The sequence below is a fragment of the Bacillus sp. T33-2 genome (genome assembly GCF_002860205.1).
Taxonomy (GTDB): domain Bacteria; phylum Bacillota; class Bacilli; order Bacillales; family Cytobacillaceae; genus T33-2.
Window position 1 is genome coordinate 55,734 of sequence record NZ_PGVB01000012.1, and the last position, 26,339, is coordinate 82,072.

Here is a 26,339-nt window from a genome sequence, read left to right on the forward strand (position 1 = left end):
TTAAGGACATTGTCTCTATGTAAGTCCGTTAGATCCCTTCTATTAGACAAAATTAAGCGATTCCTTTGCATAACGTCTATTAGAACATTTGGATATCGTTAAAATATGTAACGGAGAAGAATGAATTTACGATCTTCTCCGGGCTTTGTACTGATCGAATAGTGTAACCTTTGAGACATCATTTTGGCTTTGCATTACTCTGTCTTTATGCCTGTTCGTCAACTCTTCCAGCTTTTGCACAGCAGACTCAAATTCAGAATTTGTCATTCTGTTCGTGCCCAGCATTGCACATAAAATCGCGTAGGCGATTGCCATTGTATCTACATGAACTTGGACATTCACATCAACATCGGAATTGCCGCTGTGGCCAATTGTGGAATGATTCGAAGTTACATCCGAAATCAAGGCATCTATCTCATTTTCTGAGGATGAGTGATTATTAGTGAATCTGCCCATAACAACTCCGCTCCTTAGGAATAATAATGAATTAAGGCGGGATATGGCCTTGATACCCCACCTATGTCAAACTTAGTCTTCGATATCCTGGTTCTGGTCCTGCTCCTGGTTCTGGTCTTGGTCCTGGTCTGATTCTTGATCCTGTTCAGCATTAGCACGGGCGCGTACTCTTGCTCTGGAATCAGATTCTGATTCTGAATCGACATCGATGTCGATATGGACTTTGGAATTTCCGCTGTTTTCGATTTTAGCGAAGTTTTTGTTTCTATTAGAATTCTTTAACTCGTTTTCGTTCTCGTTATCATTATCATTGTCGTTGTCAACATCTACATCTACATCGTTTTCAAAATCCACCTCGGACCTTGAATCATTATCAGAATTGTTGTTACGGCTGTAAGACTGATTATTGCCCGATGCACCTCGGTTTCTCCATACTCGGCTCATTGTTTTCCCTCCTTTCTTCGTAATATCAAGTTATTCATTGACCCCATACCGGGTTTGGACAAAAGCACCCCTGCATTCGCACATTTTAGACAAAATCCGGGTAAGCCTTTACAAAAAAAGCTGCCTGTCTCCATGACGAACTGGAAACAGGCAGCTCTTCCTTTACTTAAAAACTTACACACCCTTGAACGCCTGGCGGTAGATTTCTGCCAGCTCAGACACTAACGGAAGCTTTGGATTAGCAGTTGTGCATTGATCTTCAAATGCTTTGTCAGCCAGGAAATCGACTTTCCTTTCAAAATCAGCTTTTTCAACACCGTTTCCTTCAATGCTCATCGGAATGTCAAGTTCTTTTGCCAGCTTGATGACCGCCTGGATGAGGCTTTCCACCCCTTCTTCAGCAGTTCGTGCCGGCAAGCCGAGCGTCCGGGCTATTTCTGCATAGCGCTGGTCGTCGATGAAATTCTTGTATTTAGGGAAGGCAACGAATTTTGTCGGTTTAGTTGCATTGTAACGGATCACGTGCGGCATCAGGATCGTATTTGCCCGTCCATGTGCGATATGGAACTCTGCACCGAGTTTATGTGCAAGGCTGTGGTTGATGCCGAGGAACGCATTGGAAAATGCCATTCCGGCAATCGTCGATGCATTATGCATTTTTTCGCGTGCCAATTCATCCGAACCGTTTCTGTAAGCTCTTGGCAGATATTCAAACACGAGCTGGATCGCTTTCATCGCCAAACCGTCTGTATAATCATTCGCCATGCAGGAAACATATGCTTCAATCGCGTGTGTCAGCACGTCCATGCCAGTATCAGCAGTAATATGCTTTGGCACAGTCATGACGAACTGAGGGTCGATAATCGCGACGTCAGGTGTCAATTCATAGTCTGCAAGCGGGTATTTAATGTTGGCTTTTTTATCCGTGATCACAGAGAATGATGCGTAACCTCAGAACCGGTTCCCGATGTAGTCGGAATAGCAACAAACTGTGCCTTCACACCAAGATTCGGATATTTTACGGAATGCTCCTAAATAAGGGGCCTGCCAGCATCCGGCGAAAGGTTTGGATCCCCCTTGCCCTCAATCAAAAATGGATCCCGATTATCCTCGCTCACTCGTACAGGCAGCAAACTCCCTTCCGCTCCCTTTACGTCGTCTGCATTACCTTGGTTTTTCCGACCGTTTTCTTTTGTCATCCGTCTCAACCTCCTGCTGCTAGTTTTTGTTGAAACAATGCTTTTATGCAAAAAAGCCTGATTCCCATATTGAAAACCAGGCTTTTTACTATGAAACTATGAAATGAGAATGAGGAGGACAAGTGCCACGACAATCCGGTAGATCGCAAACGGTGTGAGCTTCACTCTATTGATTAATTTCAGGAAAAATCGGATCGAGACAAGCGCAAAAATAAACGCACTGATAAACCCGGCAACGAAGAAAGGCAACGCATCAACTGTGAAATACTGCCAGTTTTTGATGAGCGATAACCCGCTTGCACCTGCCATGACCGGTACTGCCATGATGAACGTGAAATCAGATGCTGCACGATGGCTCATGCCAAGAAGGACACCGCCGGAAATGGTTGACCCGGACCTGGAAAACCCCGGCCACAGCCCGATGCACTGGAACAACCCCATTCCAAATGCTTGCTTGTACGTAATTTGATCTACTGTTTCTGTTATGCCGCTGTTTTTGATTTGGTAGCGGTCAGCGATGATCATTAATACTGCACCGACTACAAGGCCGATCAAAACGGTTTCTACAGAAAATAAATATTCGTCGATATAATCTTCCACTAAAAAGCCAAGGATACCTGCAGGGATGATGCCGACAATTACCTGTGAGAGCTTTAGTTTGTTTCCGGCATCTGAAGCCTTGTCCCGTGAAAGATGGAGCATGTTGATGAATCGGTCCTTGAAAACCACAATGACAGCCAGAATAGAGCCAAGCTGTATCACAACTTTGAATGTATTTGCAACAGGTCCAGAGAAAAGCTCCTTAGAGTGTAACCACATGTCGTCAACGATAATCATATGCCCGGTTGATGATACCGGAGCAAACTCTGTTAAACCTTCGACCAGCCCCAAAATAAAGGCCGTTATAATATGCCATAAATCAAACAATATATTCACTCCTAAAACGATTGCAATCTCGTCAAATAAAAAACAGTTCTAGTATAACATAAACCAGTACTGTTTTTTAACCCTAAGTTAAATAAAAGAAGCCTGCCGTGAAATACAGTTTCCAGGCAGGCTGAATATCTGGACTATTCTAATTTCGATTGCTTATCTTCCGCTAATTTATAATCATATTTTGAACGGTCGACCGGTACAAAGTTTTCTGGAGTATAAAAACGTAACAGGTCACCATTGACTACTTTATCGGACAGGTCTAACTGGTGTTCAACGATATTCTTCAGCTGAACGATCTCCTCGTTCTTTTTAAGCAGCTCTCCTGTATTAGTGTCATAGTACTTATCGTTTACAGAAGTAACAGTCGGGCTAACGAAATCACCATCCCTGAATGGCACAAGCTGTTCATGTCCGGGTGATAATAAATCTGAACCAAACTGGACATAATTCTTGGATTCAATGCCAAGCAAGTGAAGAAGTGTCGGCAGAAGGTCAATTTGGCCGCCGTATTGATGCATCGTTCCACCAGTTACACCCGGAACGTGAATCAATAATGGCACTCGCTGCAGGCCGGCATTCTCAACAGGGGTTATTTCTTTCCCCAAAACCTGCTCCATGGCTTTATTGTGGTTTTCGGATATACCGTAGTGATCACCGTACATTACAAAGATGGAGTTCTCATACAATCCTGCTTCCTTCAAATATCCGAAAAACTCTTCAAGTGCCTCGTCCGAATAACGGGCTGTCTGGAAATAAGAATCCACCGATTTATCGCCTGTCGTATGAGGGGCAATTGTTGCCTCCTCTGGTGCAATCGGATAAGGATAATGGTTGGACAGCATGATGAATTTTGTATAGAACGGTTGTTGCAAGGATTGAAGCAACGGAATCGATTCCTTGAAAAACGGCTTGTCCTTCAACCCGTAATTCGCCACATTTTCAGGCTTCATATCATAAAAACGGGAGTCAAAAAATTTATCGTAGCCAAATGACTTATAGATCTCGTCACGGTTCCAGAACGAGCCAGTATTCCCGTGGAAAACAGCTGACGTGTAACCCTGCTGTCCTAAAATAGCTGGAGCTGCCTGGTACGTATTAAGTCCCTTGGTCGAGAACGCCGATCCTTGCGGCAAGCCATATAATGAGTTTTCGAGCATGAATTCAGCGTCAGATGTTTTACCCTGCGCAGTCTGATGGAAGAAATTATCAAAGTAAAACGTGCTCGAATCCTTTGCAAGCGAATTGAGAAACGGTGTAACTTCTTCCCCATTCAGCTGGTAATCAATAAGAAAGTTTTGCATTGATTCCAAGTGGAGATAAATCACATTCCTGCCCTTGGCTTTTCCAAAATATTCAGGGTTCGGGCTCGCATAATTTGATCTTGTATAGTTTGTAACTTCGGTAATATCATTGCTGTCTGCCATAACACGCTGGGCTGACGCTTTTGTGCTCTGGACGGCATCGTAAATTGTATAATTGTACATACCGAGGTATTTTACAATGTAGTTACGGTCAAACGTCCTAGTCAACAGCTGTGGACGGTCTTGTTCGGCCAGGCCCAGGTTGGCTGCTGAAATCGCCAGGCCGGCCATGAAAATGGCAGCAACCCTGCGGCGATGGAACATGTTTGCATCCATTTTTACTAAACGGGTTGCAAGCAGTATGATCAAGACAGCGATATCCACAAAATATAAGACGTCATAAGGTTTTATCAGCGATGGTACACTCCCGCTGACATCACCAAAGTTCTGTGTCTGGGTCAGGGTTGGAAGCGTAATGAAATCGTTAAAGAACCGATAATACAAAACATTGGCATATAAGATGAAAGTCATAATAAAGTCAATAATAATAAGCCATAAATATTTCTTCCGGCCTTTTATTAAAAAGGTGAGTCCCAGGAATAAAATCGATGAACCTAACGGATTGATAAACAACAATAACTTCTGCATGAAATTATCAATACCTAAATTGAACGCGGTCACCTGGGCCGCATAGGTTTTCATCCAAAGCATTATGACAGCCAAAAGGAAAAAGCCTCTATATTCATTTAGTATATGTTTTCTTTTAATAAAGAAATTCTTCATTTTATCAACACCTTCAGTACTCGAAACTTTTTTGTTTTATTGTCTGTGCAAAATGTTTTCTGAAAAAATAGTAATAAAAGGATATCATGATCGTGAGCCAAAAATAAACTATACCCTATTTTTTATTATTTGTCCATTATATATTAATGGAATAAAAAAGAAAGGCTTTTCGACTGAAATAGAACATTTTCCCGGTCAAGCCATGCATGTAGGCATTGGGTCGATTTGACGGGTTCTATTCGACTTTAGGCACAATTAATTCCTTGATAAGGGCGTTAGAGAAGTTCTATTCGACTGATACGAACAAACAAATCCATGATTGACTAATCTCTCTATTCCTTTAATAATTACAAGGGATTAAGCAAAGGAGAAATGAAAAAAATGATGATTGAACCGAAAATCCAAATAAGCCCGGAATTTGACCCATGGGAAGCCTATATGGACATCGACCAGCATGGGAAGCAGGTGCTTTCCAATATCGAGTTTACTACCACTACATTATGCAATATGCGCTGTGAGCATTGTGCTGTCGGATACACTTTACAGACGAAAGACCCTGAGGGGCTGCCGATTGACCTGATTTTAAAGAGATTGGATGAAATTCCTGCCCTGAGGTCGCTGAGCATAACCGGCGGCGAACCGATGCTGTCGAAAAAATCGGTAGCAAATTATGTTGTGCCGCTGCTCAAATATGCAAATGACCGCGGTGTGCGTACTCAAATAAATTCTAATCTTACCATTGATATTAGCCAGTACGAAAAAATAATCCCTTATTTGGATGTGTTACATATCTCCCATAATTGGGGGACGGTAGAGGAATTTATCGAGGGAGGCTTTGCGATGATGGAAAGAAAGCCATCGATAAAACAAAGGGAAATGCTTTTTTACAGGATGATTGAAAACAGCAGGATCCTCTCTGAGAGCAATGTCATGGTGTCGGCCGAAACGATGTTAAACAAGCGTACCTTGCCTCATCTCGAAAACATCCACAGGCAAGTGACGGATGAAATGCGGTGCAAGAGGCATGAGGTGCATCCAATGTACCCTTCAGATTTTGCTTCGGCACTCGAAAGCCTGTCACTGGATGAAATCCGCACCGCCATCCATCACCTGCTCGATATCCGGGATCCAAATGTATGGATGCTGTTTGGGACACTGCCATTTTATGCATGCAGCAGCAAACCTGAAGACCTGGAACTAATACAGCGGCTCTTCTCGGAGAAAAACGTGACTGTAAGAAATGATCCTGATGGGCGGTCCAGGCTGAATGTCAATATTTTCACCGGCGATGTCATTGTCACGGACTTTGGCGATACACCTGCACTTGGAAACATCCAAACAGACCGGCTTGAGGACGTTTACCAATCCTGGACTGGAACAGAGCTTTCAGATTCCCTCAGCTGCCACTGTCCGGAAGCAAGATGCCTCGGGCCAAATGTCCTCGTTAAAAACAGCTATTATAAAGAAGTAAATTTTAAACAGCAAAAAGCTAAAATTAAATGCCGCTAGCCGGCATTTTTTTGTTTTTTGCACATCTCTGCACCATTGCTACTGAGTTTGATTGATACACCAGCCTATTGATTTGCAAAATATACGCCCATTTTTTTCACCCTTTAACATCAAGATACATATATTGGAAATAATAAGTAAAAAAGCTCGAGGTGAAAAACATGGGATTACTGAATGCTTTTAATGAATGGAAATCTGCAAGGTATGAGAACCATATTTCCAATATGAAAGCACAGAATAAATGTCCTGACTGCCGCGGCAGGGGGTTTATTACTTACCCCGCCAGCGAATACGTCTTCTATTCCAACCCCTATAATTGCTCTGGCTGCAACGGCAGCGGGCTATATGTCGACTGGTACCAATACCGGTAAGGAACGCTTCAGGCGTTCTTTTTCTTTTCATCACGGCTGTTTTCAAGAAGCAACCATCATAGCAATAATTGTGTCGCCGTTAAGCTTGTTATCGGGTAAAATAAGGGGGCATAGATTTCTAAATTCAAGGAGAACAGTCATGAAAAAATCAAAATACTTGCTTATTTTAATGTTATTACTGTTGATTGCAGCTTGTTCCAGCAAAAAGGACGAGCCTGACAAAGCTTCATCAAATGAAGAAGCACCAGCCATGGTAGAGGTGGAGATCAGGCTCTCCCCATCAGAATTGAAGCCAAATGAGGATATTACCATTGAAGCGGTTGTTTCCCAAAATGGAAAAGCAGTTGAAGATGCTGATGAAGTAAAATTCGAGATAGCCAAAGCTGGCAACGCCCAGCACGAAATGGTGGATGGTTCTCACCGGGGCAAAGGGGTATATGCAATATCCAAAAGGCTTGAAGAAGGAACGTACAAGATTACAGCCCATGTGACTGCCCGTGACATGCATACGATGCCATCTAAGGAAATCACGGTCGGAAACCCAATTCAACCAGCTGAAGAATCAAGCCACGAAGAATCGCATGACTCAAACCATGATCACGGAAGCAGCCATGAACATGGGCACAGCCAACTATCAATTGAATTTCCAAAAGAAGCAGCATACCAGGTAAATAAGGACGCCACATTGGTTGCTCATATAACGAGCGGCAGCGAGCCTTTAACCGAAGCAGAAGTGAGCTTCGAAATATGGCAGGAAGGCCAGCAAAAGCATGAATATGTCGATGCTGCCGAAGCTGGCAAAGGCGAGTATAAAGTGGCTAAAACTTTTTCTTCACCGGGACTCTATAACATAACAATCCATGTCAAAAAAGCAGAAATTCATGACCACTTGGAAGAAACCATCACTGTTAAATAATAATGAATATACAATGAAATAGCTTTCCAGCAATGGAGGCTATTTTTTTCCCCATTGCAGCCCATTTGAAAATTCCCGTGTAAACATATTGTAAAAATTCGAAATAAATAATTGACAGTACATACCTGCACATCATATAATTTATCTTGAATTAAGTTATCTTGAAACCGAGATAAAATTTTAAACAACAAAGCGGAGGAGATTAATGATGGCAAAAACAAAATGGGCAATTGATCCAACACACAGTGGCGTCGACTTTTCAATTAAACACATGATGATTTCGAATGTGAAGGGATCCTTCAATAAATTTGATGCATCCATTGAAGCAGATCCTGCAGATTTAACTACTGCAGCTATTAACGTAACTGTTGATGCAGCAAGTGTTGATACCCGCAATGACGATCGGGATAATCACCTGCGCTCAGGGGACTTCTTCGATGCAGAAAAATATCCTTCAATGACATTTAATGCTACAAATATTGTTAAGAAGGGCGAAGATGAGTATGAAGTTACCGGGGATTTGACAATTCGCGATGTAACAAAGACAGAAACATTGACAGTAACTTTTGAAGGCCAGGGGAAAGATCCATGGGGCAATGAAAAAGTGGCTTTCAGCGGTGCAGGAACCTTCAACCGCAGTGATTACGGCCTCGTTTGGAATGCAGCATTAGAAACAGGCGGAGTGCTTGTTGGCGATAAAGTAAAAATTTCCTTTGAAATCCAGGCAGTAAAAGCTGAATAGTAAATATATACAAAAATGCAGATGCCCATGGGTATCTGCATTTTTGCTAAGTAGGGAAATCTGGTCATTCACTGACTGATTTCAGGAGAATCCGTTTTTTAAAACCGCCGCGCTGCTTCCGCTTTATTTGCCTTGTGAAATCCACTTCAGCTTCAGTAATGCCCCTGTGCTCTGCAATTGCATAAATCACTTCGATGATATCCGCCATTTCTCCAATATTCTGGCTCTCATGTGCATTAAGGAACTGGTCAGTGTCTTCCTTCAGCTTCTCTTTTAGCTTCAATATATATTCTTTATCACTTAATACTTGCACTTCGCAGCTTTTCCCCTGCTTTTTAAGCAGCTCGGGTATTTTATCTCTGACGATTTTGTTATAGTCCCTTCGCATCTGCTCTGCTCCTTTAAACAACAATGTTAATAAACCTATATTGTTATTTAAACGAAAATGATGTGTTCTAAACAGATAGCGGGAATTTACCAAATAAATGCCCTATTATTAATGGAAATGGATGCAAGGGAACATGCAATTAGCTTTGTTGAACAACACGGTCCAGCGAAAGCAAGGTCTGAAACACGTGTTCTGCTGTCATATCGCCTTCCATGCTATGGATTGATTCACCAGGTACGGTTGCGGCCTCGGCAACAGCCATCAGTTTTTCCACATCACTGTGTTTAAAACCAATATCATCTAATGACACAGGCAGGTTTAGGGACCGGTAAAATGGTATTAGTTTTTTTATCTCGTGCCACTGATGCTCCATTGCCAGCTGAACAAGGATGCCGTAGGCTACTTTTTCACCGTGTAGTAGATGATGCGTTTCTTTTTGTGTCGTCAAGCCGTTATGAATCGCATGGGCTCCGGCTATCCGCGCATAGCTGTCGCCAAACCCTCCAACCATGCCCCCGGCAGCAATGTTTGTTTCCAGCACCTTTATCAAAGCTGGTGTTAACTGCTGTTCAGTGAGGTCATTAACTGCCTGCTCTCCAGTTTGAAGCAACACCTCTTTGCACAGCCTTGCAGTTTGATGTGCAATTTCAACAACGAGCGGATTTTCCGGCAATTGCCTGATGATGCAGTGTGCTTCATACCACTTCGCCAGTGTATCCGCTATTCCTGCAATGAAATACCTGACAGGCGAGGCAAGCACTGCCCGTGGTTCAAACAATACATACAGCGAGCTTCTCGGGAAAATTGTATAATGCGTAAATTGTCCATTTTCGTCATAAATGACGCTTAACGGGGTCCAGGCTGCACATGTTGAAGCCAATGTGGGAATGAGGACAACATCAAGCTGCGATTCATGTCCGGCTGCCTTGACTAAATCAAGTACCTTGCCTCCCCCAATTCCAACGATGGCATCAAAATGTCCTGCCTTGGCGAGCTTCGAGATTCTCCCGATTTCCGCTAAAGTCACTTCTCCGTTATACCTTTGAAAAGTAAAGCCCAATTTATTTGTTTTTTCCGGAAAATAAGGTTTCACGGCTTCCCATGATTTCTCGCCATGAACGACAAGGCAGTTCGTTATATTGCCGCTGGCCAGCAGGTCTTCCCTTTTGTCCAATATTCCAGGTTCACAGGCATAAAAGGAAGGGGCCCCGCGAACTTCGATTCCATGCATGTCCGATCACTCCGCTATATAAAATAACGCCGATTTGCATCGGCGCCCAATCAATGTTATTCCATCCACTCAGGCTTTCCAAAGCCTTTAAATTCTTCATCAATTACTTTTTCAAAATCCGCTGACTCGACAGCCTCTTTAATGTCTTTTGCAAACTGTGCATCCTTGTCTTTCGTATTGATTGCTACTCGATTTCGGTATTGGTCTGGCATATCTTCCAGCTGCAATGCATCAAGCAGATCCATTTTGGCAGCAAGTGCAAAGTTGCCCGGGACTGCAGACAGGTCAACACTGTCGACCGCACGCGGAAGCTGTGCCGCTTCAATTGGCTTGAATTGAAGGTTTTTGGCATTATCCTGGAGATCCTTTTCAGATACGGTCAATGGGTCTGCATCTGGATTCAGTTTAATGAGCCCTGCGTCCTCAAGGATAAGGAATGCGCGTGCCGCGTTTGTTGGATCGTTCGGAACTGCGATTGATGCACCCTCGGCCACTACATCAAGGGATTTGAATTTCTTGGAGTAGATTCCCATCGGTGCTGTCGGCACAGAAATCAATTCTGAAAGCTCAAGATTCTTCTCTTTTGCAAAGTTCTCCAAGTACACTTTATGCTGGAACAGGTTCGCATCAAGATCTCCCTTTGACAAAGCGAGGTTAGGCTGGATGTAGTCACTGAATTCGACTACTTTTACTTCATACCCTTTTTCCTCAAGAACAGGTTTGATTGCTTTGTTGACCATATCGGTATATGGGCCGGAAGTGGCACCGAATGTCACTTGTTTCTTTTCTTCTTTCTTTTCGCCGGACGATGCTGCATCCTCGCTTCCGCATGCTGCCAGTATGCCAAATGAAACAAGCAGCAGCAGTAATAATGCTAATTTCTTCATGTTTTTAACCCCCATTTTTTATAAAATATTTATCTTTTATCTACTAATCTTGCTATTCGGTCACCAGCGAGCTGGATGATCTGTACTAAGCAAATTAGGATGATAACGGTTGTAAGCATGACAGTGTTGTCATACCGGTAATATCCAAAACGGATTGCCAGGTCACCGACTCCGCCGCCGCCAACGATCCCTGCCATCGCAGAGTAGGCGACCAGACTGATGATGGTCAGGGTTACACCCTGAACAATACCTGGTTTTGCTTCAGGAATCAGGACATCTTTTATGATCATCCATGGAGAAGCCCCAACAGCAACTGCCGCTTCAATCACGCCTTTGTCGATATCGCGTAGTGACTGCTCGACAATCCTTGCAAAGAATGGAATCGCGGCCACAGACAATGATACAGAGGCGGCTGTCGGCCCGATCGTTGTTCCTGCAATCAGGTTGGCCAATGGCAGGAGTGCAATCAATAAAATAATGAACGGAATGGACCGGACCATAATAGTTTAGTATTCACATCCAATCTGCTTGAGACGCAACATCAGGCCCTCCAAGACCGTTACTTTCTGTTCAGCCAGAATGCTTTTTTTTAAAAAAAGGAATATTTCGATAAACCTCAATTCTGCTGATCCTCAGAATTGTAAACCAGATTGCTATCCGCAATCATCATAACCTCTCCATTATCTGTTTTTATTTTTAACTTTTGATTTATTGACAAAGATGTGTCGACGACATGGAAAAGCCTAATCCCCGATGGGTTAGGCATTTTCCTCTCCCCTATGCAGGGATGTTTTTTTAGCCGAGGTTCCACGTTTAGAAACTGCCACCAGTTTCAATACAATCATTCTTACTGAAATGCCGGCTGCAATGTAATAAAAAAACGAATAAAAATAATTCCACTTTATGTAATGGACAAACTGCACCCACTCTGAAAAGGGTTCACCTATGAAAGCATACATGGCCGCCATCAGCAATAGGGCGGCAATATAGCTTTTCCAGGTTGTAAAGTATTGGTATAACAACATAAAGGCCACAGGCACCATGGACAGGTCGAACGACCAGGCACGCGGATTCAGGGGTATTAATTTAATCGGGTATTCCCATAAAGATAATTGCAAGCCTACAACGTCAAGAATAAAGGTGATAAGCATGATGTTCGTCCCAACCAACAAATCCTCAACGATTGTTTCACGTCTGGAAACTACAATCCAAATGAGCCAGGGAATAATTAAAAATGCGACGAGCACCCACCAATTCCATGTAAGAAACTCATCCTTAAGCCAGTCAGCTTTGTCGAGCATCAACAGTTGGTCTTCAATTCGCCTCACTTCCACCATTTCTCTGTCTGAATAACCCAAACCGCCTCATCCTTTTGTTTTGTGAATAGGAGCCCATGTTTGTTATTATGTACTTTTCATTCGAAAATTTTCCTATATTTCCGTTGAAGCTCAATTATTTTGATTTTCTTATAAACCAGTCGACCAGTTATTCAAATTAGGAGAGGTGTAACGGGCTTTACTCGAGGGAATGAATTCCTTCAATTTGTCCATTAGAGGGGTTCTAATCGGCTTTGCGACTAAGGAACCATAAGAAAAGATGATATTAGACTCTGTCCTCAATACATAAGAAAAGGAAGCCGGATGCTTCCTTTCCTTTTTTGGATATGGAGTTAGTCTGTCACATTTTGGCCAGTGAGTTTGACCTTCACAGTGGTGAGCTTACCTTGGCGATAGACTTTTAACGTGATTTCATCTCCTATTTTCACTTTAGAATATAAATATTTTCTTAACTCGCTGGAGTTCGTGACGTTTGTGTCATCAATTGAAATGATGATGTCATTCACCTGAAGCCCGGCTTTCGATGCGGCGGAATCTCCATCAATATAAGTGACCATTGTCCCTCCGCCAACATTGTCGGGGAGGTTTTGGAGGTACTGCCGGGGAACTTCAGCCACATCTGCCAAACTCACCCCGATATACGGCCGTTTGACCTGGCCATCATCAATAATCTCATTCACGATAGGCACTACATCATTGGTTGGGATGGCAAATCCAAGCCCTTCTACTCCGTTTTCCGAGATTTTTAGACTGTTGATCCCTACAACTTTGCCTTCAGTGTTGATAAGGGCCCCTCCGCTATTTCCAGGGTTGATTGCGGCGTCAGTCTGGATGACGTTCAGCTCCCAATTACCTGCTGACGTGGACACAGGGATGGACCGGTTTGTTGCACTGATGATTCCCTGGGTAACTGTGCGTGACAGTTCCAGCCCGAGAGGATTTCCGATCGCAAGCACCTGATCCCCTGGCCTTAAGCCTGAGGAATCACCAAATTCCAGAATTGCTGGTGCGAATTTTGAATCTACCTTCAATACTGCGAGATCGGTCAGTGCATCTGCGCCAATTAATTCGGCTGTCGTTTTTTCTCCGTTATATAATGAAATTTCTATCTGGGAAGCCCCTTCGATGACATGGTTGTTTGTCACAATATAGGCACTGTCGGTTGTCTTTTTAAAAATGACACCAGACCCTGAGCCGCTTTCCGGTGCCTGGGAGCTGCCTGAAAAATGCGGATTCTGAAGCTGCTTCACATTTACGACGCCTACAATCGCTTTCGATGCCTGTTCCACGATGTCTGCTAATGAAGCTGAATCACTTTTTGCTGATGTTTTTACAGGTATAGCATTTACTGGACTGCCATCAGATTTGGCCTGCCCGGCAATAGCGGCTGATTTCTGTTCTGCCTGTGAATAATAATTTTGGAAATAAGGTGTATTCGGGGCTACAGCGAGGGTCAATAATGAACCGATTACTCCCGCTGTTATCGTGGATAAAAATCCCTTTCCTTTCCTCACTCGGTTATTCTCGCGCTTGACGGACTCCCTGCTTTGAATATCTTCTGTCTTTTCCAGATCTATCATCATTGTTTCCTCCTTACAGTTTCCGTTGTTATTTCCATGTCTTTATCTTAGCCATGAAATATGAACAAATTATTAACAAACTTGTAAAACAACGGGAACGTTAGTGAAAATAATGGATATAGAAAAAAACTGCAGGATACCCCGCAGTTTTTATTTGGCTGGCAGCCTTATGACAAACTTCGTTCCTCTCCCCTTTTCGCTGCTTACTTCAATTTTCCCATCATGAAGCTGGACTAATTGTTTTACGATTGACAATCCCAGCCCAAATTCTCCGTACGGATTTGTCGTCCTTGATACTTCAGCCTTGTAAAAACGGCGCCATATGTTTTCTATTTCAGCTAGATCAATCCCGGCACCCGTATCTTCGATTTCGATCACGGTTTCCCGATCATCCTCTATTCCCCTTAACGAGATCGTTCCATCCTCAGTAAACTGGATACCGTTTTTCGTGATGTTAATCAGTATTTGCAACAGCCTGTCATAGTCCGCGAAGACATGCAGGTTGTTTGGAGCTTCAACGATGATCCTGTTATTTTTTTCAGCGGCCTGATTTTCCAATTGTTCCTGGATAATTTCAAGTACTTCTATCAGCTGGATTTCTTCTTTGTTCAGCTTGACTTGATTCGACCTGATTTTTTCATAATCCAGATTCTCATTGACAAGCCGGATTAACCGTTTCGTTTCCTGGCTGACCAGCTGGATGCCTTTTTCCTTCTCACCCTCAGGTATCATGTCACTCCTTAACCCTTCTATTACCCCGCTTATAGTGGTCAACGGTGTTCGGAGCTCATGTGAAACATCGGCAATAAACTGCCTTCTTCTGTTTTCCAGGCTTTCAATTTCTTCCCTGGAGGCCTTTAGTTTGGCCACCATATGATTAAAATCCCCGGCCAGTTCACCGATTTCGTCAAAATTGGATGCCGGGATATTAACTGAATAATCGCCGGCTGAAACCATGGACGTGGCTTCCTGGATCCTTTTAATCCGATTCACATGAATTTTCGACAAAATCCAGCTGAGCAACAGCGAGACGGCAAGAGCCACTAACACCGTATAAAATAAATACTGGTTGATCTGGCTGATCATTTCCCGGGAACCGCTGATAGGCGATGCCAGCAAGATTCCATAGAGCAATTCCCCGTTTTGCATGGATGGCAAAAGGACAAATGTAACCCCCTGGCCAAACATTTCAAGGTCGCTTTTTACGACCACAGGCTCGCCCTTCGTGATTTGTTGCCATACCTTTTCAGAAATCTCCGGATTGGGTGTACCTCTGCCGGACTGCATGATAATTTCCGAATTTGCGTTGAAGAGGCTGAATTGTATGTTTCTTCCTGACAACACCTGGCTATACCTGCGCAGTACTTGTTTTGGGTCTTCACGGCCCTGTTCCAGCTCCCCCAGGATATTTTCTCCGTATGAGCGTAATTCCTCAGCTTTATACTGGTAGACCAGATCATCGATATAATGCGCAAAAATCAGACTTAACACCAGGAAGGCCACGATGATGATGCTGATATGGCTGATGAACTGCTGGTAAAAATATTTAACTTTCATCCTTGCCCACCGTCTCGTCAAACTTGTAGCCTACTCCCCACACTGTGTGAAAAAACGGCTGGCTCGGCGTCCCGACTTTTTTCCTCAGCCTTTTTATATGGACATCCACGGTGCGCTCATCCCCATAAAATTGGTATCCCCAAACCCTTTCAAGCAGCTGTTCCCTTGAAAAAACCTGGCGCGGATGCTGGGCAAAATAATATAGCAGGTCAAATTCCTTCGGTGTAAGGTTGGTGATTGGCACGCCATTTAAATGCACTTCCCTCATAACTGTACTAATTTTAAAATGCCTGGTCTCCAAAACACCGGTTTCTGCATTTTCGTTTTTGATGCTGTTGTATCTCCGGGTAACCGCCTTGATCCTGGCCATCAGTGCAAGCGGGCTGAAAGGCTTTGTCACATAATCATCAGCTCCCATTTCGAGCCCAAGGACCTGGTCGGATTCACTGTCCTTTGCTGTCAGCATGATGATCGGCACGGTACTTTTTTCTTGCCTGATTTTTCTGCACAAGGTCACACCGTCCATCCCTGGCAGCATCCAATCAATGATCAGTGCGTCCCAGCTTCCTGCTTTATACCGGTTATATCCTTCAAGGCCATTGTTCACAAACTCCCCCTCAATGCCTTCTTTCAAGAAAAACATTTCAATCATGGAGCAAACACTTTCATTATCCTCAATCACCAAAATCTTCAAATTAACTCCACTCCTGTATAAGAAAAACTGAATAGTTTCCCGGTTCTTTTAATTCCAACTTAAAACGAATTTCATAATTAATCAACTCCGTTGTTCCGTCTTCCCGATTTGTTAATGATTTCGCCATAATTTTTTCATAATTTTGTCCCCCAAAATGAAAAAGCCCTGGAATGACTCCAGAGCCGGTAAATCTTGCATATTCAATATGTTTCTATCCAGGCACTTGGAGGGTGCCGCTGAATCTATCAGTGCTTGCCTGTCAGTTAATAGTTCAATCCGTGGCCAAATCCGTACAGGGTTCCGCCAGTGTTGTCTTTAATTGTTACAGGCAGCTTCCCGGCAGGATTATTTGTTCCGAAAATCGTATTCGCAGTGGCCTCGAAGCTTGCGGCCCGGAAACCATACTGGGCAATGTACGCATCCACGTTTGGATAACCCATGATGTCATAAGGATTCCGGATTGCCACACCGATAACGGGCGCATCTGTAACTCCCAGGATTTGATTGGCCAGCTTGACTTGATTGTTATCCGCCACTTTGCCAGAAACATTGCTTCCTACAATAATATATTTGGCTCCGTCTAATTGGCTCAGTTGGGCCTGCGTAAGCTGAGCTGCGGACGTTTTTATGAGTGTTACATTCGCGTGGTGCTTCTTCAGCTGGGCGACAAGGTCTTCCGTATAAAGATTTCCTACCACAACCATTTTATCTTCCGGGTTGACCTTCACTGGAAGTACAGAGTCATTTTTTATAAGAGTGACGGATTTTGCTGCCGCTTCCCTTTCAATGGCCTTATGTTCCGAGGAACCTACAACCGCAAGGGCGTTCTGTACCTTTTGATCAATACTTTTTTCCGTTTCCTGCTTGACAATGCCCCTGTTCAGTTTTAGGGTCAATATCCTTTTAACCGAGGCATCAATCCGCTCTTCCGTAATCTCACCGTTTTCCACTGCTGTGAACAGCCCTTCAGCCACTTCCTTTAAGCCAACCGGCATGAGCACAATATCCGTTCCGGCTTTCACTGAACGGATTGCCGCATCAACCGGGCCAAAATGGTCGCTGATTGCCTTCATATTCATGGCATCCGTGATGATGACACCTTCAAATCCCATGTCTTCACGCATCAACCCGGTCAACACTTTATGGGACAGGGTCGCTGGAAGGGCGATTTCAGTACCGTCAAGTTGTGATATCACTTTTGTACCATCAACCTTCGGGAAGGTTACATGAGCCGTCATAACAGCATCGATTCCAGCATCCATTGCCTTTTGGAATGGATATAACTCGACTCTCTTTAATCTCTCAATATCATGCGGCACAACGGCCATTTGAAGATGGGAATCATTAGATGTATCTCCATGTCCCGGGAAATGTTTGGCTGTTGCAGCAACTCCGCTATCCTGCAATCCTTTAATATAAGCGTTGCCCATTTGCGCAACTAACTCAGGGTCCTCCCCGAAAGACCGGACGCCGATGACAGGGTTGTCAGGGTTATTGTTGACATCCAAAACAGGTGCGAGATCCATGTTGATTCCTAACGAATAAAGCTCTTCACCGATGGCTTTGGCCACTTTCCCAGTTAACTCTTCAGAACGCGAAGCACCCAGTGCCATGTTTCCTGGCATGTCTGTTCCGGATTGGAGCCGTGTAATGATGCCGCCTTCCTGGTCGATTGTCATCAGGAGCCCAAATTTTTCTGCTGCCTGCTGATAGCTGGATACAAGCCTTGCCGTCTGTTCCGTAGTGACAACATTCTCACGGAACAGGATGACTCCTCCGAGATGATACTGCTTCACTAGCTGTTCGATTTCAGGAAGCATTTGTGTCACATTTTGTCCCTTCCACGTTCTAAAATCAGGCATGAGCATCTGCCCTACTTTTTCTTCCAATGTCATCTTCGAAATGGCATTTTCGATCACATTATAATGCTTCCCTTTTTCCTTTATAACCTGCATTTGCCCTTTATGATGCTGGATGCTGATGCGGTCATAATTTTTATTCCTGTCAAAAACATAAATGAATGCCTTTCCTTTGTGGCCTGTCATTGTAACAAGACCATTTTGATCAACCTGAGCAACCTTTTTATTCGAGGACATCCAGGCTATGTTTGAAGCTCCGATAAAGTGCCCTTCCGGCATAATCCTAAGCGCATTCAACTGAACCTTGCCATCATTAACCTCTGTATCTAGTTGCGGAATGTTCTGTGCAATCACTAAATCCCTGGATTTACGCCGTTCGTTACCTTCATCTTCGTCCGCTTTCACCGTGCCAATAAAGTTAGCCTGTGAAATAACGAGAAATAAAGCCATCAAGGTAAGTCCAAATGTTTTGATGAAATTAGCCATCATACTGCCTCCTATGATCGATAATAGAATCCCCGTAATGTGATAGATAATCAGTGAAACAATAAAACAATCTAAATTTAGAAGGAATCAGCCCCCTTAAAAGGCAAAATGCTGCCTCTTTATGTTAGCGCTTTCAATCAATCTCTCTTCCAGCTTATTCTATATAAGGCCAGCCCGTCCATATAACTTCAGTACCAAATGGGCACGCCAGAGCAGTTTTTATATGAAAATAGATGGGCGAAAATAGTCCTTTTTATCTAAGACAATATTAAAAAGAAACACAAAAAACCTGTTACTCCGGTACTGCGGAATAACAGGCGGCTTGCTTTGCCTATATTTATCGTTTTTAGGCGAGAAGACTCCCACCTCAAGGAATTGAAGGGCGAAGCCCAGTGAGTGGGTGGGAGATGAATCACCTTCGGACAACGGATGGCTACTTGCCATCTCGATTGAGTGGGACTGCCCAGTATGCCATACTCAACATGACCGATATTAACGCAGGACAAAATCTTAAAAATGAAGCTATAAGACTTCTAACCGTCGGTGCGATGGGGTTAGCCTACTAAATAACTGAAGGATACTTCAGTGTTCGTAGGAATCTCCCCCCTTCAAACAGACCGTAAGGTCGTTAAGGGTGAGTAGTTCAATTCAGCATAAATTTACTTACATCTTCTATTACTTCCATTTCCCATTGGAAACGGTTGAATGTATGGTCGGCTCCGTCAATTGTATGCAAAACAGCTTTATCCTGATAACATTTTTCAACATACATTAATGACGCTTCGACTGGCACTGCCTTGTCGTCTGTGCCATGGATCAACAGAACTTCTTTCGCATATTTAGATGCTAAATCCCATACTTCAAGTGCTTTAACTTCATCAATGAATTTTTTCCCGACCAGGTTCCCTCCATTATCGTATGCATCATGGCTGGCGATGTAAGGAGCATTTTCCTCAATTTTTCGCGCGGACCTGGCAATTGTTGCCGCCGGGGCAAGCAAAATCAGCTTGTCGATTGCATCCTGCAGCTCTCCTGCCAAAAGGCTTGCTAAAAGACCGCCCATACTGAATCCCAAAACTGTAATCTGGCCTGGATCTATGGCCGGGTGGGATTTTACATAGTTAAAAATGGTCCTCGCTTCATCCAATTCTCCCGAAACAGTCATGTCTTTAAACTCCCCGTCACTTTCACCGCTGCCGAGGAAATCAAATCGGAAGCTGGCAACTCCTTTTGCTTCCAAAGCCCGGGAAATTTTCAAAAAAAGCTGGTGGGGCTCCAATTTTGTTCCGGTAAAACCGTGGAATAAAATAACAGCCGGAAGATTGTCCCCCTCAGGGAGATGCTGCATCCCACGCATTACCTTTCGATTATGTATGATTGAAACTGCTTCTTGCATGTAAAATCCCCCTATTCTATCCATTCATTTTACAACACAATTAGACTAAAAAGGAACAGATTTAAGCGTGTGACAATGCTAAGAAAAAAGCTGGAAGGCCGACAAACAGCCACCCAGCTTTTCATCTATTCCATTATTCTCCAAGGAACGAATTCAACATCCAAACATGCTTTTCGAGGCTTGTGTGGATTGCCAGGAGCAAATCTTCTGTTATTTCATCACCAGCCTCAGCTGCTGCCTGCATGCCTTCTTTTAATTCTTTAATGACTTGCCTGAAATCATCGACAATTTCTTTCACCATTTCGGTTGCGGCTTCATTTCCGCTTGCTTCCTTCACTGAAGCCAGTTCAAGAAAGCCCGTCATAGTTGCTACAGGTTTGCCGCCCAGTGCAAGCAACCGTTCTGCCAGTTCATCAATGTGGAGGCCGGCTTCATTATAGAATTCTTCAAACTTTGTATGCAGTGTAAAGAATTGCGGGCCGGTCACGTACCAATGGTAGTTATGGAGTTTAGTATACAAAACACTCCAGTTGGCGATTTGCCTGTTAATCACTTGTGTCAATTCAGTGCTCAAGTTCATCCCTCCAAATCTATTCTTTCTTATAAATTATAGCCCAAAATTATCAACTTAAGCTTGTTTCCACAAAAAGTTCATAACTTATGAGCCAGCTTTGCACTATCCCCCTTGTAGCCCGCCCTCCAACGACCAAAATAAAAAGGCCGTTGCTTTGAAAAACAACAAGCCTTGCTATACACGTTTTCCCGATATCGTTATGGCACCAAGCTTAATTGGCTCCATAATAATCCGCCAGCCTGTCACATGCATATGTCAGGTTTTGCAAGCATTCCACTCTTATTCTTTCATCACAAATGAAATCATATAAAATTTCATTTTCCAATTTCGTTTGAATTTGTGAGATTTCCTCCGCCACTATGGATGAATTTATTTGGTTACTGGACAGATAATCCCTTATCTCTCTTTCAAAGTATTCCACCGTGCCAAACAAAACAGTCAAACCTTATCCTCCACCTTTCTCGTAGTTTCACAACTCACTTCACCGCTGAAGCCCAAGTCCCCGTAAAAACAACATGACATTGTTCCCTTATTGGTACTTAACCTCAGAATACTTCTCCAAAACTATAAATATAAAACAACCGCCAATAACCATGTCAGATAAAGTGATGCAGGTCTAATTTCGTATGCCATTAATCCCGATCCGATTTGGCAGACCGTTTATTCTTGGCGCATTCATGTTAGTTCCGCGCCTTATTATTCAATAGGTTGCCCTCAATATTTCTATCAAAATAATAAAACTTTAGATCTGAATTTTCAACGTTTTCCGCCAAATTTCTACAAAAAATGAATAATTTTACCTACTTTTCATTTTCGGTTGCAATGTATCGTGTTAACGCTCATGAGATTACTTCGTTTCTCTTCCCATTTATATGTACTACTCCATCAATTGAATCCACAGAATTGGATGAAAATGGTTGTTCAAATTTTTGACAATATGTTTTTAACAAATTGTGAACTTTATCACATAACCATTATTTTCAACTTATTATCTGTTATATTTTGAGTGTAATCATAAAACATAAAATTTTGAAAGGAAGCGATTCAAATGTTTGTGCAATGGTTAAGAGAAAACAAAGTTGCTGCTGGTATTCTCACAGTCCTTCGTCTTTATCTCGGGTATTCTTGGGTAACAGCAGGGTGGCACAAAATTGCTGACGGTTTCGATGCTTCTGGTTACTTAAAAGGTTCAATCGCAAATCCGGTTAAAGGTCCGGATGGCCATGAAGTTTTTGGCTGGTATGTTAATTTCCTTGAAAGCTTCGCACTTCCAAATGTTGAGTTGTTCAATGTCATTGTTCCTTGGGGAGAATTCCTTGTCGGTCTTGGCCTTCTGCTTGGATGCTTCACTACAACTGCAATGTTCTTCGGATTAGTAATGAACTGGTCTTTCTTCCTGGCTGGTACCGTTTCCCACAACCCAAGAGATATTTTCCTTGGAGTAATTATCTTGGTAGCCGGCTACAACGCAGGCCGCATTGGCCTTGACCGCTGGGTAATTCCTTTCATACGCAAAACTGTATTTAAGCAAAATGAGACAGCTGCACAGAAAGTAACATCTTGATTGGCTAACATCATAGCTTTTCGTCCGAACAGGCCCGGATTTCCGGGCCTGTTTTTTGGTTGCAACCACATTTTCCCCAGTTACATCTCGGTATATAGTTTGTCCATCCATTTTTACCCCCGGCGAATAATTTACATTTCTTTTGAAAAAATATATTTAAAAAGGTGGTGGGTGGATGACTGGACGAGGAATCCAAAAATAGCAGCATCGAGCAAAAGAAGAAGGACCATGAGTCCGAAACAGCTTTTCAGAAAGACAGGGACAAAGATAAGAATCCAAATACACAAAGATAAATACACAGGAACAGTCGGTTCCAACTACTTTAGTGCTTACACAAAACAAAGGAGCTGAAACAATGAGACATCTAACAGCATTAGGAATAAAACTGATTGGGCATCTTGCCGTCCTTTATGTCATTTTAGGATTAATTTTTGATATGGCGTTCATTAATGTGTTTCTCATTACAGTGGTTGTTGCTGTAACTGAGTATCTGGTTGGTGACCTTGGAATCCTGCCAAGGACAAATAACTCAATGGCCACCCTCTCCGATTTCGGCCTTTCACTAGCTATTATTTGGTTTTTGAGTGCGGTCCTCACTATTGACCGGGGTGAGTCATTATTTTTTATTTCTTTAGTGGCTTCGCTCGGAATCGCCGCTTTTGAGTGGTTCTTCCATAAATATGTCGCCACGTCCGTTACTGAGGACACAGGCGGCCAACAAAACCAAGGATCCCGGAACATGCAATTCCAAACAGAGGCCTCCGAGGAAATCTCGCCGGCCGGAAGCCAGAACAGAAAAAGTAAATCCAGATCAAATAATTCCAGCAACAAAAACAATCAGTAGCCTTTGACATTTGTAATCGAAATCTATTCACCAGTTAAAACCAGCAGGCGAAGGGCCCTGCTGGTTTTGCTTTTTACATTAGATCAGCTCCCGACAAATCTGGCATAATAAGCTTTTGCTTTCACAATATCATTTACACCATGCACCAACACCCGCCCATCCTTAAAGAACACCATCGAAATATTTTCTTCAGGTGAAAACCGCAGCAGGAATGAGTTGGCCGACACTTTTCCGATTTTTTTCAATTTCTCGGCCAAGCTGTGTAAATCCGGTTCAACCGCATTCCTTGGGCTAATTTGCACCGTATCGCGGCCGCACAGTACCGCATAGGCAATTTGGCGGCTTGAAGACCTGTCCAAAAACTCAAAGGCATTGTGTACGCATGTGGGGCAATCAGGATTGCGGCCTCCGGAAATATCCATTTGCAAATAAGAATTGTGCCATATGTCAAACTGTTCAAGATGTGGGTTTGTCTCGGCCCCTACGAGGATTTTTAACGCCTCAACTGCCTGGAATGAACCAATGATATCAGTAATCGGGGACAGCACACCGACCGTGTCGCATGTTTCCCCCCGGCCTGCCGGCACATGAGGGAACAGGCAGCGGTAGCATGGCGTCTTTCCCGGCACAATCACGGCAAACATGCCCCGCGAGCTCACGGCACCCCCATGCACCCACGGAATACCGAACTGTATAGAGACATCATTAATTAAATAGCGCGCCGCGAAGTTGTCGGTTCCGTCCATAATCACATCGAAACCAGCCAGAAGCTCTTCTGCGTTGTCAAGGTTTAAGTCGGCAATGACCGGCTCTACTGTTACCGTTGAATTAATTTTATTGAGGCTTTTCCCTGCTGCGACTGCTTTCGGCAGATTTTTTTGTGCATCGTCTTCAATATACAATGACTGGCGCTGCAGGTTTGACAGTTCGACCAGGTCGCGGTCAATGATCCGCACATGACCAACTCCAGCACGGACAAGATGATTGGCAATGACCGTACCCAGCGCCCCCATCCCGACTATCACTGCCCGGCTCTCCAACAATTTACGCTGCCCCTCCTCCCCAATCGGCTGAAACAACATCTGACGTGAATATCGTACTAAATCAAACATGAACATCCCTCTTTTCTACTTAAAATTATAACGAAAAAAATTATTATGAATATTAAAAATTAACAGGAATTTTTAAAGTGGGTGTCTAATTAAAATTAGATGAAGGAAAAATTTTTATAAAAAAGAAAGAGGTGGAGCAAAAGCGATGAATCTTGGCGGTTTCAATAATAAGGAAGTAGTAGTAGATTTAACTGGCGGCACAGTTGGCTACAGGGAAATCAACGAAGCTGATGCCAAAAAATACATCGGCGGTCGCGGTCTCGGTGTTAAGTATCTTTTGGACAATGGTCCTCAGGTTGAACCTTTCTCTGAAGAAAACATGTTATGCATCATGACTGGCCCTGTCACAGGATCCCGTTCCTCCATGAGTGGACGGCTGGCGGTTGTGACTAAATCCCCTCTGACTAACACAGTGACCGATTCGCATATGGGCGGCTGGACCGCTGCCCGGCTGAAGTGGGCCGGTGTCGATAATATCATTTTGACCGGAAAGAGTGACAGGCCCGTTTACCTTTATATCGAGAACGGCCAGGCTGAGCTGCGTGATGCTTCCGGTTTATGGGGAAAAAGCACGAGAGAAACAATACAAGCATTCAAGGACCGCTACGGCGATAATGACCTCAGCGTGATGACAATCGGCCAGGCGGGTGAAAACACAGTCCGTTTCGCAGCATTCATCAATGAGCATGACCGCGCGGCAGGCCGGGGCGGCACTGCGGCAGTTGCCGGCTATAAAAAACTGAAGGCTATCGTCATCAAGGCAGCCCAAAAAGGAAACATGCCTGAGCCTAAGCTTAAAGATGAATACAAGGAAGCCAACAAGAAAGCGGTTAAAGCCATCCTCGAAGGCGGGCTCACTGCACCAAACAAAGGCGGCCTGTCCGTATATGGTACCAACGTGCTTACAAACCTGATCAATGAAGTTGGAGCGCTTCCAACAAAGAATTCGCAATACACACACTGGGATGAAGCTGAAAAACATAGCGGAGAATACGTCAACAAGCATTTGCTGATCAAGAATAATACATGCCATGCCTGCCCGGTTGGCTGTAAAATCGAAGTGGAAGTTAAAGATGGCAAATATAAGACAAGGGTGGAAAGCATCGAATTCGAATCCGCCTGGTCATTGGGGTCTAATTGCCTGCTTAGTGACGCGGAAGCGATTTCATTCTTGATCGACCGCTGCAATGATTACGGCCTGGACACAATCGAGCTTGGACATGCATTTTCGGTGACAATGGAAGCCTATGAAAAAGGGTTCATTGCTGAAAAACTTGACTGGGGCGACGCGGATGCGATGATCGAACTGACCAGGAAGATCGCTCACCGTGAAGGATTCGGCGGCATCCTTGCTGAAGGGCCGGCACTCGCAACAGCTGCATGGAATGTACCCGAACTGTCGATGTCTGTGAAGGGCCAGTCGATTCCTGCTTATGACCCTCGCGGAATCCAGGGCATCGGGCTAGGATACGCGACAAGCAACCGGGGTGCCTGCCATTTACGCGGTTACACCGTTGCCAGTGAAATTGCCGGAATCCCGGAACCAACCGACCGGCTGATGCCGGAAGGAAAGGGCGAATTGCTGAAGATTTTCCAGGACCTTCTCGCTTTCTCTGATTCTATGAATATCTGTAAATTCTCTTCCTTCTCCGAAAATGCCGAGCATTACGCCGAACAGTACAGCACGATGACCGGTATCGCGCTGACTGCCGAAGATGTCATGAGAGCCGGGGAACGAATCTACAACATTGAACGCTATTACAACAATCTCGCCGGCTTCAACAAGCGCGAGGATGACTTCCTGCCAAAGCGGTTCACAGAAGAGCCCGCATCAGGGAACAGTGCCGGACACGTCAGCCGAATGGACATCATGCTTGAAGAATATTACCAGGTTCGTGGCTGGAGGGATGGAGTGGTTCCAGTCGACAAACTGCTTGAACTGGGAATCATCTCTGAGGAAAGCTCATCGACAGCTGAGCCGATGTGATAGTTTTTTAAGCATGACGGCCGGGCATTTGCCCGGCTGTTTTTATGTGTGGGTTCAAAGTACAGGTCCAACTGAAACTCATAAAATAGTTTGAAAGACAAGACCCGCTGTTATGGAGTGGAAGCTATCCTACAAAACGGGGATGAAGGACATTATCTATCATAGGATAAGAAAATTGTCCTTCAT

At 43.9% G+C, this 26,339-nt stretch carries 25 protein-coding genes and 3 pseudogenes; 8 read left to right on the plus strand and 20 right to left on the minus strand.

Annotated elements, in window-relative coordinates:
* Positions 1-126: 126 nt before the first annotated feature.
* The 6 genes and pseudogenes from CVD19_RS10480 to CVD19_RS10500 form a co-directional block, all read right to left on the minus strand.
* Positions 127-456, minus strand: a complete 330-nt coding sequence (locus tag CVD19_RS10480) for a hypothetical protein (protein WP_101581810.1) — start codon at positions 454-456, stop codon at positions 127-129.
* A gap of 72 nt (positions 457-528) precedes the next feature.
* The gene (locus CVD19_RS10485; protein ID WP_101581811.1) at positions 529-900 is read right to left on the minus strand and encodes a hypothetical protein; all 372 of its coding nucleotides are present in this window, start codon (positions 898-900) and stop codon (positions 529-531) included.
* Between the two features lie 174 nt (positions 901-1,074).
* Positions 1,075-1,931, minus strand: a pseudogene (locus CVD19_RS10490) (iron-containing alcohol dehydrogenase); the annotation flags it as partial.
* Positions 1,932-2,099: a hypothetical protein gene (locus tag CVD19_RS24700; protein WP_180953586.1), complete on the minus strand. Its 168-nt coding sequence runs from the start codon at positions 2,097-2,099 to the stop codon at positions 1,932-1,934.
* A gap of 96 nt (positions 2,100-2,195) precedes the next feature.
* Complete coding sequence (locus CVD19_RS10495; protein WP_101581812.1) at positions 2,196-3,026, minus strand: undecaprenyl-diphosphate phosphatase; 831 nt, start codon at positions 3,024-3,026, stop codon at positions 2,196-2,198.
* Positions 3,027-3,169: 143 nt separating this feature from the next.
* The gene (locus CVD19_RS10500; protein ID WP_101581813.1) at positions 3,170-5,119 is read right to left on the minus strand and encodes an LTA synthase family protein; all 1,950 of its coding nucleotides are present in this window, start codon (positions 5,117-5,119) and stop codon (positions 3,170-3,172) included.
* A 384-nt stretch (positions 5,120-5,503) separates the two neighbouring features.
* Here CVD19_RS10500 and yfkAB point away from each other — a divergent pair, with 384 nt between their 5' ends.
* The 4 genes from yfkAB to CVD19_RS10520 all read left to right on the plus strand — a co-directional run bounded on the left by yfkAB (position 5,504) and on the right by CVD19_RS10520 (position 8,657).
* Complete coding sequence (gene yfkAB / locus CVD19_RS10505) at positions 5,504-6,628, plus strand: radical SAM/CxCxxxxC motif protein YfkAB (protein ID WP_374702883.1); 1,125 nt, start codon at positions 5,504-5,506, stop codon at positions 6,626-6,628.
* A 161-nt stretch (positions 6,629-6,789) separates the two neighbouring features.
* Positions 6,790-6,999 (plus strand): methionine aminopeptidase, encoded by a 210-nt coding sequence (locus tag CVD19_RS10510; RefSeq protein WP_101581815.1) that lies wholly within the window; start codon positions 6,790-6,792, stop codon positions 6,997-6,999.
* A 139-nt stretch (positions 7,000-7,138) separates the two neighbouring features.
* Positions 7,139-7,915: a FixH family protein gene (locus CVD19_RS10515; RefSeq protein WP_180953587.1), complete on the plus strand. Its 777-nt coding sequence runs from the start codon at positions 7,139-7,141 to the stop codon at positions 7,913-7,915.
* 208 nt (positions 7,916-8,123) lie between these two features.
* On the plus strand, positions 8,124-8,657 hold the full coding sequence (locus tag CVD19_RS10520; protein WP_101581817.1) for a YceI family protein: 534 nt from the start codon (positions 8,124-8,126) through the stop codon (positions 8,655-8,657).
* A gap of 64 nt (positions 8,658-8,721) precedes the next feature.
* Here CVD19_RS10520 and CVD19_RS10525 read toward each other — a convergent pair whose 3' ends face one another.
* The 10 genes and pseudogenes from CVD19_RS10525 to CVD19_RS10565 all read right to left on the minus strand — a co-directional run bounded on the left by CVD19_RS10525 (position 8,722) and on the right by CVD19_RS10565 (position 18,679).
* A complete protein-coding gene (locus tag CVD19_RS10525) occupies positions 8,722-9,045 on the minus strand; it encodes a nucleoside triphosphate pyrophosphohydrolase (protein ID WP_101581818.1) in 324 nt (107 codons plus the stop codon).
* A gap of 139 nt (positions 9,046-9,184) precedes the next feature.
* On the minus strand, positions 9,185-10,276 hold the full coding sequence (locus CVD19_RS10530; protein ID WP_101581819.1) for an iron-containing alcohol dehydrogenase family protein: 1,092 nt from the start codon (positions 10,274-10,276) through the stop codon (positions 9,185-9,187).
* Positions 10,277-10,332: 56 nt separating this feature from the next.
* Positions 10,333-11,163, minus strand: coding sequence for a MetQ/NlpA family ABC transporter substrate-binding protein (locus CVD19_RS10535; protein WP_101581820.1), 831 nt, complete (start codon positions 11,161-11,163; stop codon positions 10,333-10,335).
* Positions 11,164-11,192: 29 nt separating this feature from the next.
* Positions 11,193-11,663: pseudogene (locus CVD19_RS10540) on the minus strand (methionine ABC transporter permease); the annotation flags it as partial.
* Between the two features lie 116 nt (positions 11,664-11,779).
* Entirely contained in the window at positions 11,780-11,929 is a 150-nt protein-coding gene (locus CVD19_RS24705; RefSeq protein ID WP_180953588.1) for a hypothetical protein, read from the minus strand.
* On the minus strand, positions 11,922-12,521 hold the full coding sequence (locus CVD19_RS10545; protein WP_257985093.1) for a CBO0543 family protein: 600 nt from the start codon (positions 12,519-12,521) through the stop codon (positions 11,922-11,924). Before CVD19_RS10545 ends, CVD19_RS24705 begins: the two co-directional genes overlap by 8 nt.
* 311 nt (positions 12,522-12,832) lie before the next feature.
* Positions 12,833-14,083 carry a S1C family serine protease gene (locus CVD19_RS10550; RefSeq protein WP_180953589.1) on the minus strand — a complete coding sequence of 417 codons (1,251 nt, stop codon included), beginning with the start codon at positions 14,081-14,083 and terminating at the stop codon, positions 12,833-12,835.
* Between the two features lie 147 nt (positions 14,084-14,230).
* A complete protein-coding gene (locus CVD19_RS10555) occupies positions 14,231-15,637 on the minus strand; it encodes a sensor histidine kinase (RefSeq protein ID WP_101581822.1) in 1,407 nt (468 codons plus the stop codon).
* Positions 15,627-16,331, minus strand: a complete 705-nt coding sequence (locus CVD19_RS10560; RefSeq protein ID WP_101581823.1) for a response regulator transcription factor — start codon at positions 16,329-16,331, stop codon at positions 15,627-15,629. Before CVD19_RS10560 ends, CVD19_RS10555 begins: the two co-directional genes overlap by 11 nt.
* A gap of 263 nt (positions 16,332-16,594) precedes the next feature.
* Complete coding sequence (locus CVD19_RS10565) at positions 16,595-18,679, minus strand: glycoside hydrolase family 3 N-terminal domain-containing protein (protein WP_441296227.1); 2,085 nt, start codon at positions 18,677-18,679, stop codon at positions 16,595-16,597.
* 448 nt (positions 18,680-19,127) lie between these two features.
* On the opposite strand from CVD19_RS10565, the pseudogene CVD19_RS25420 reads away from it, so the two are divergent.
* A pseudogene (locus CVD19_RS25420) lies at positions 19,128-19,242 on the plus strand (IS200/IS605 family element RNA-guided endonuclease TnpB); the annotation flags it as partial.
* Positions 19,243-19,319: 77 nt separating this feature from the next.
* Here the strand turns inward: CVD19_RS25420 and CVD19_RS10575 are convergent.
* The 3 genes from CVD19_RS10575 to CVD19_RS10585 all read right to left on the minus strand — a co-directional run bounded on the left by CVD19_RS10575 (position 19,320) and on the right by CVD19_RS10585 (position 21,088).
* The gene (locus CVD19_RS10575) at positions 19,320-20,072 is read right to left on the minus strand and encodes an alpha/beta hydrolase (protein WP_101581824.1); all 753 of its coding nucleotides are present in this window, start codon (positions 20,070-20,072) and stop codon (positions 19,320-19,322) included.
* A gap of 133 nt (positions 20,073-20,205) precedes the next feature.
* A complete protein-coding gene (locus tag CVD19_RS10580) occupies positions 20,206-20,652 on the minus strand; it encodes a Dps family protein (RefSeq protein ID WP_101581825.1) in 447 nt (148 codons plus the stop codon).
* Positions 20,653-20,857: 205 nt separating this feature from the next.
* A complete protein-coding gene (locus CVD19_RS10585) occupies positions 20,858-21,088 on the minus strand; it encodes a hypothetical protein (protein ID WP_101581826.1) in 231 nt (76 codons plus the stop codon).
* A gap of 606 nt (positions 21,089-21,694) precedes the next feature.
* Between CVD19_RS10585 and CVD19_RS10590 the strand changes: the two genes are divergently transcribed.
* Together CVD19_RS10590 and CVD19_RS10600 are read left to right on the plus strand one after the other, a co-directional pair.
* Positions 21,695-22,210, plus strand: coding sequence for a DoxX family membrane protein (locus CVD19_RS10590; RefSeq protein ID WP_101581827.1), 516 nt, complete (start codon positions 21,695-21,697; stop codon positions 22,208-22,210).
* A gap of 355 nt (positions 22,211-22,565) precedes the next feature.
* On the plus strand, positions 22,566-23,054 hold the full coding sequence (locus CVD19_RS10600; RefSeq protein ID WP_101581828.1) for a YndM family protein: 489 nt from the start codon (positions 22,566-22,568) through the stop codon (positions 23,052-23,054).
* Positions 23,055-23,137: 83 nt separating this feature from the next.
* On the opposite strand, the gene CVD19_RS10605 is transcribed toward CVD19_RS10600, so the two are convergent.
* On the minus strand, positions 23,138-24,166 hold the full coding sequence (locus tag CVD19_RS10605; RefSeq protein WP_101581829.1) for a ThiF family adenylyltransferase: 1,029 nt from the start codon (positions 24,164-24,166) through the stop codon (positions 23,138-23,140).
* 145 nt (positions 24,167-24,311) lie between these two features.
* Between CVD19_RS10605 and CVD19_RS10610 the strand changes: the two genes are divergently transcribed.
* Entirely contained in the window at positions 24,312-26,153 is a 1,842-nt protein-coding gene (locus CVD19_RS10610) for an aldehyde ferredoxin oxidoreductase family protein (RefSeq protein ID WP_101581830.1), read from the plus strand.
* Positions 26,154-26,339 lie beyond the last annotated feature (186 nt).

Excerpts from the sequence above, each read along its gene's own strand:
- CVD19_RS10510 (WP_101581815.1), top strand. The coding sequence starts at position 6,790 with ATGGGATTACTGAATGCTTTTAATGAATGGAAATCTGCAAGGTATGAG.
- CVD19_RS10575 (WP_101581824.1), bottom strand. The coding sequence starts at position 20,072 with ATGCAAGAAGCAGTTTCAATCATACATAATCGAAAGGTAATGCGTGGG.
- CVD19_RS10485 (WP_101581811.1), bottom strand. The coding sequence starts at position 900 with ATGAGCCGAGTATGGAGAAACCGAGGTGCATCGGGCAATAATCAGTCT.
- CVD19_RS10520 (WP_101581817.1), top strand. The coding sequence starts at position 8,124 with ATGGCAAAAACAAAATGGGCAATTGATCCAACACACAGTGGCGTCGAC.
- CVD19_RS24705 (WP_180953588.1), bottom strand. The coding sequence starts at position 11,929 with ATGCCTAACCCATCGGGGATTAGGCTTTTCCATGTCGTCGACACATCT.
- CVD19_RS10550 (WP_180953589.1), bottom strand. The coding sequence starts at position 14,083 with ATGATGATAGATCTGGAAAAGACAGAAGATATTCAAAGCAGGGAGTCC.
- CVD19_RS10515 (WP_180953587.1), top strand. The coding sequence starts at position 7,139 with ATGAAAAAATCAAAATACTTGCTTATTTTAATGTTATTACTGTTGATT.
- CVD19_RS10590 (WP_101581827.1), top strand. The coding sequence starts at position 21,695 with ATGTTTGTGCAATGGTTAAGAGAAAACAAAGTTGCTGCTGGTATTCTC.
- CVD19_RS10500 (WP_101581813.1), bottom strand. The coding sequence starts at position 5,119 with ATGAAGAATTTCTTTATTAAAAGAAAACATATACTAAATGAATATAGA.
- CVD19_RS10530 (WP_101581819.1), bottom strand. The coding sequence starts at position 10,276 with ATGCATGGAATCGAAGTTCGCGGGGCCCCTTCCTTTTATGCCTGTGAA.
- CVD19_RS10565 (WP_441296227.1), bottom strand. The coding sequence starts at position 18,679 with ATGATGGCTAATTTCATCAAAACATTTGGACTTACCTTGATGGCTTTA.
- CVD19_RS10555 (WP_101581822.1), bottom strand. The coding sequence starts at position 15,637 with ATGAAAGTTAAATATTTTTACCAGCAGTTCATCAGCCATATCAGCATC.
- CVD19_RS10525 (WP_101581818.1), bottom strand. The coding sequence starts at position 9,045 with ATGCGAAGGGACTATAACAAAATCGTCAGAGATAAAATACCCGAGCTG.
- CVD19_RS24700 (WP_180953586.1), bottom strand. The coding sequence starts at position 2,099 with ATGACAAAAGAAAACGGTCGGAAAAACCAAGGTAATGCAGACGACGTA.
- CVD19_RS10480 (WP_101581810.1), bottom strand. The coding sequence starts at position 456 with ATGGGCAGATTCACTAATAATCACTCATCCTCAGAAAATGAGATAGAT.
- CVD19_RS10610 (WP_101581830.1), top strand. The coding sequence starts at position 24,312 with ATGAATCTTGGCGGTTTCAATAATAAGGAAGTAGTAGTAGATTTAACT.
- CVD19_RS10580 (WP_101581825.1), bottom strand. The coding sequence starts at position 20,652 with ATGAACTTGAGCACTGAATTGACACAAGTGATTAACAGGCAAATCGCC.
- CVD19_RS10605 (WP_101581829.1), bottom strand. The coding sequence starts at position 24,166 with ATGTTTGATTTAGTACGATATTCACGTCAGATGTTGTTTCAGCCGATT.
- CVD19_RS10600 (WP_101581828.1), top strand. The coding sequence starts at position 22,566 with ATGAGACATCTAACAGCATTAGGAATAAAACTGATTGGGCATCTTGCC.
- CVD19_RS10535 (WP_101581820.1), bottom strand. The coding sequence starts at position 11,163 with ATGAAGAAATTAGCATTATTACTGCTGCTGCTTGTTTCATTTGGCATA.
- yfkAB (WP_374702883.1), top strand. The coding sequence starts at position 5,504 with ATGATTGAACCGAAAATCCAAATAAGCCCGGAATTTGACCCATGGGAA.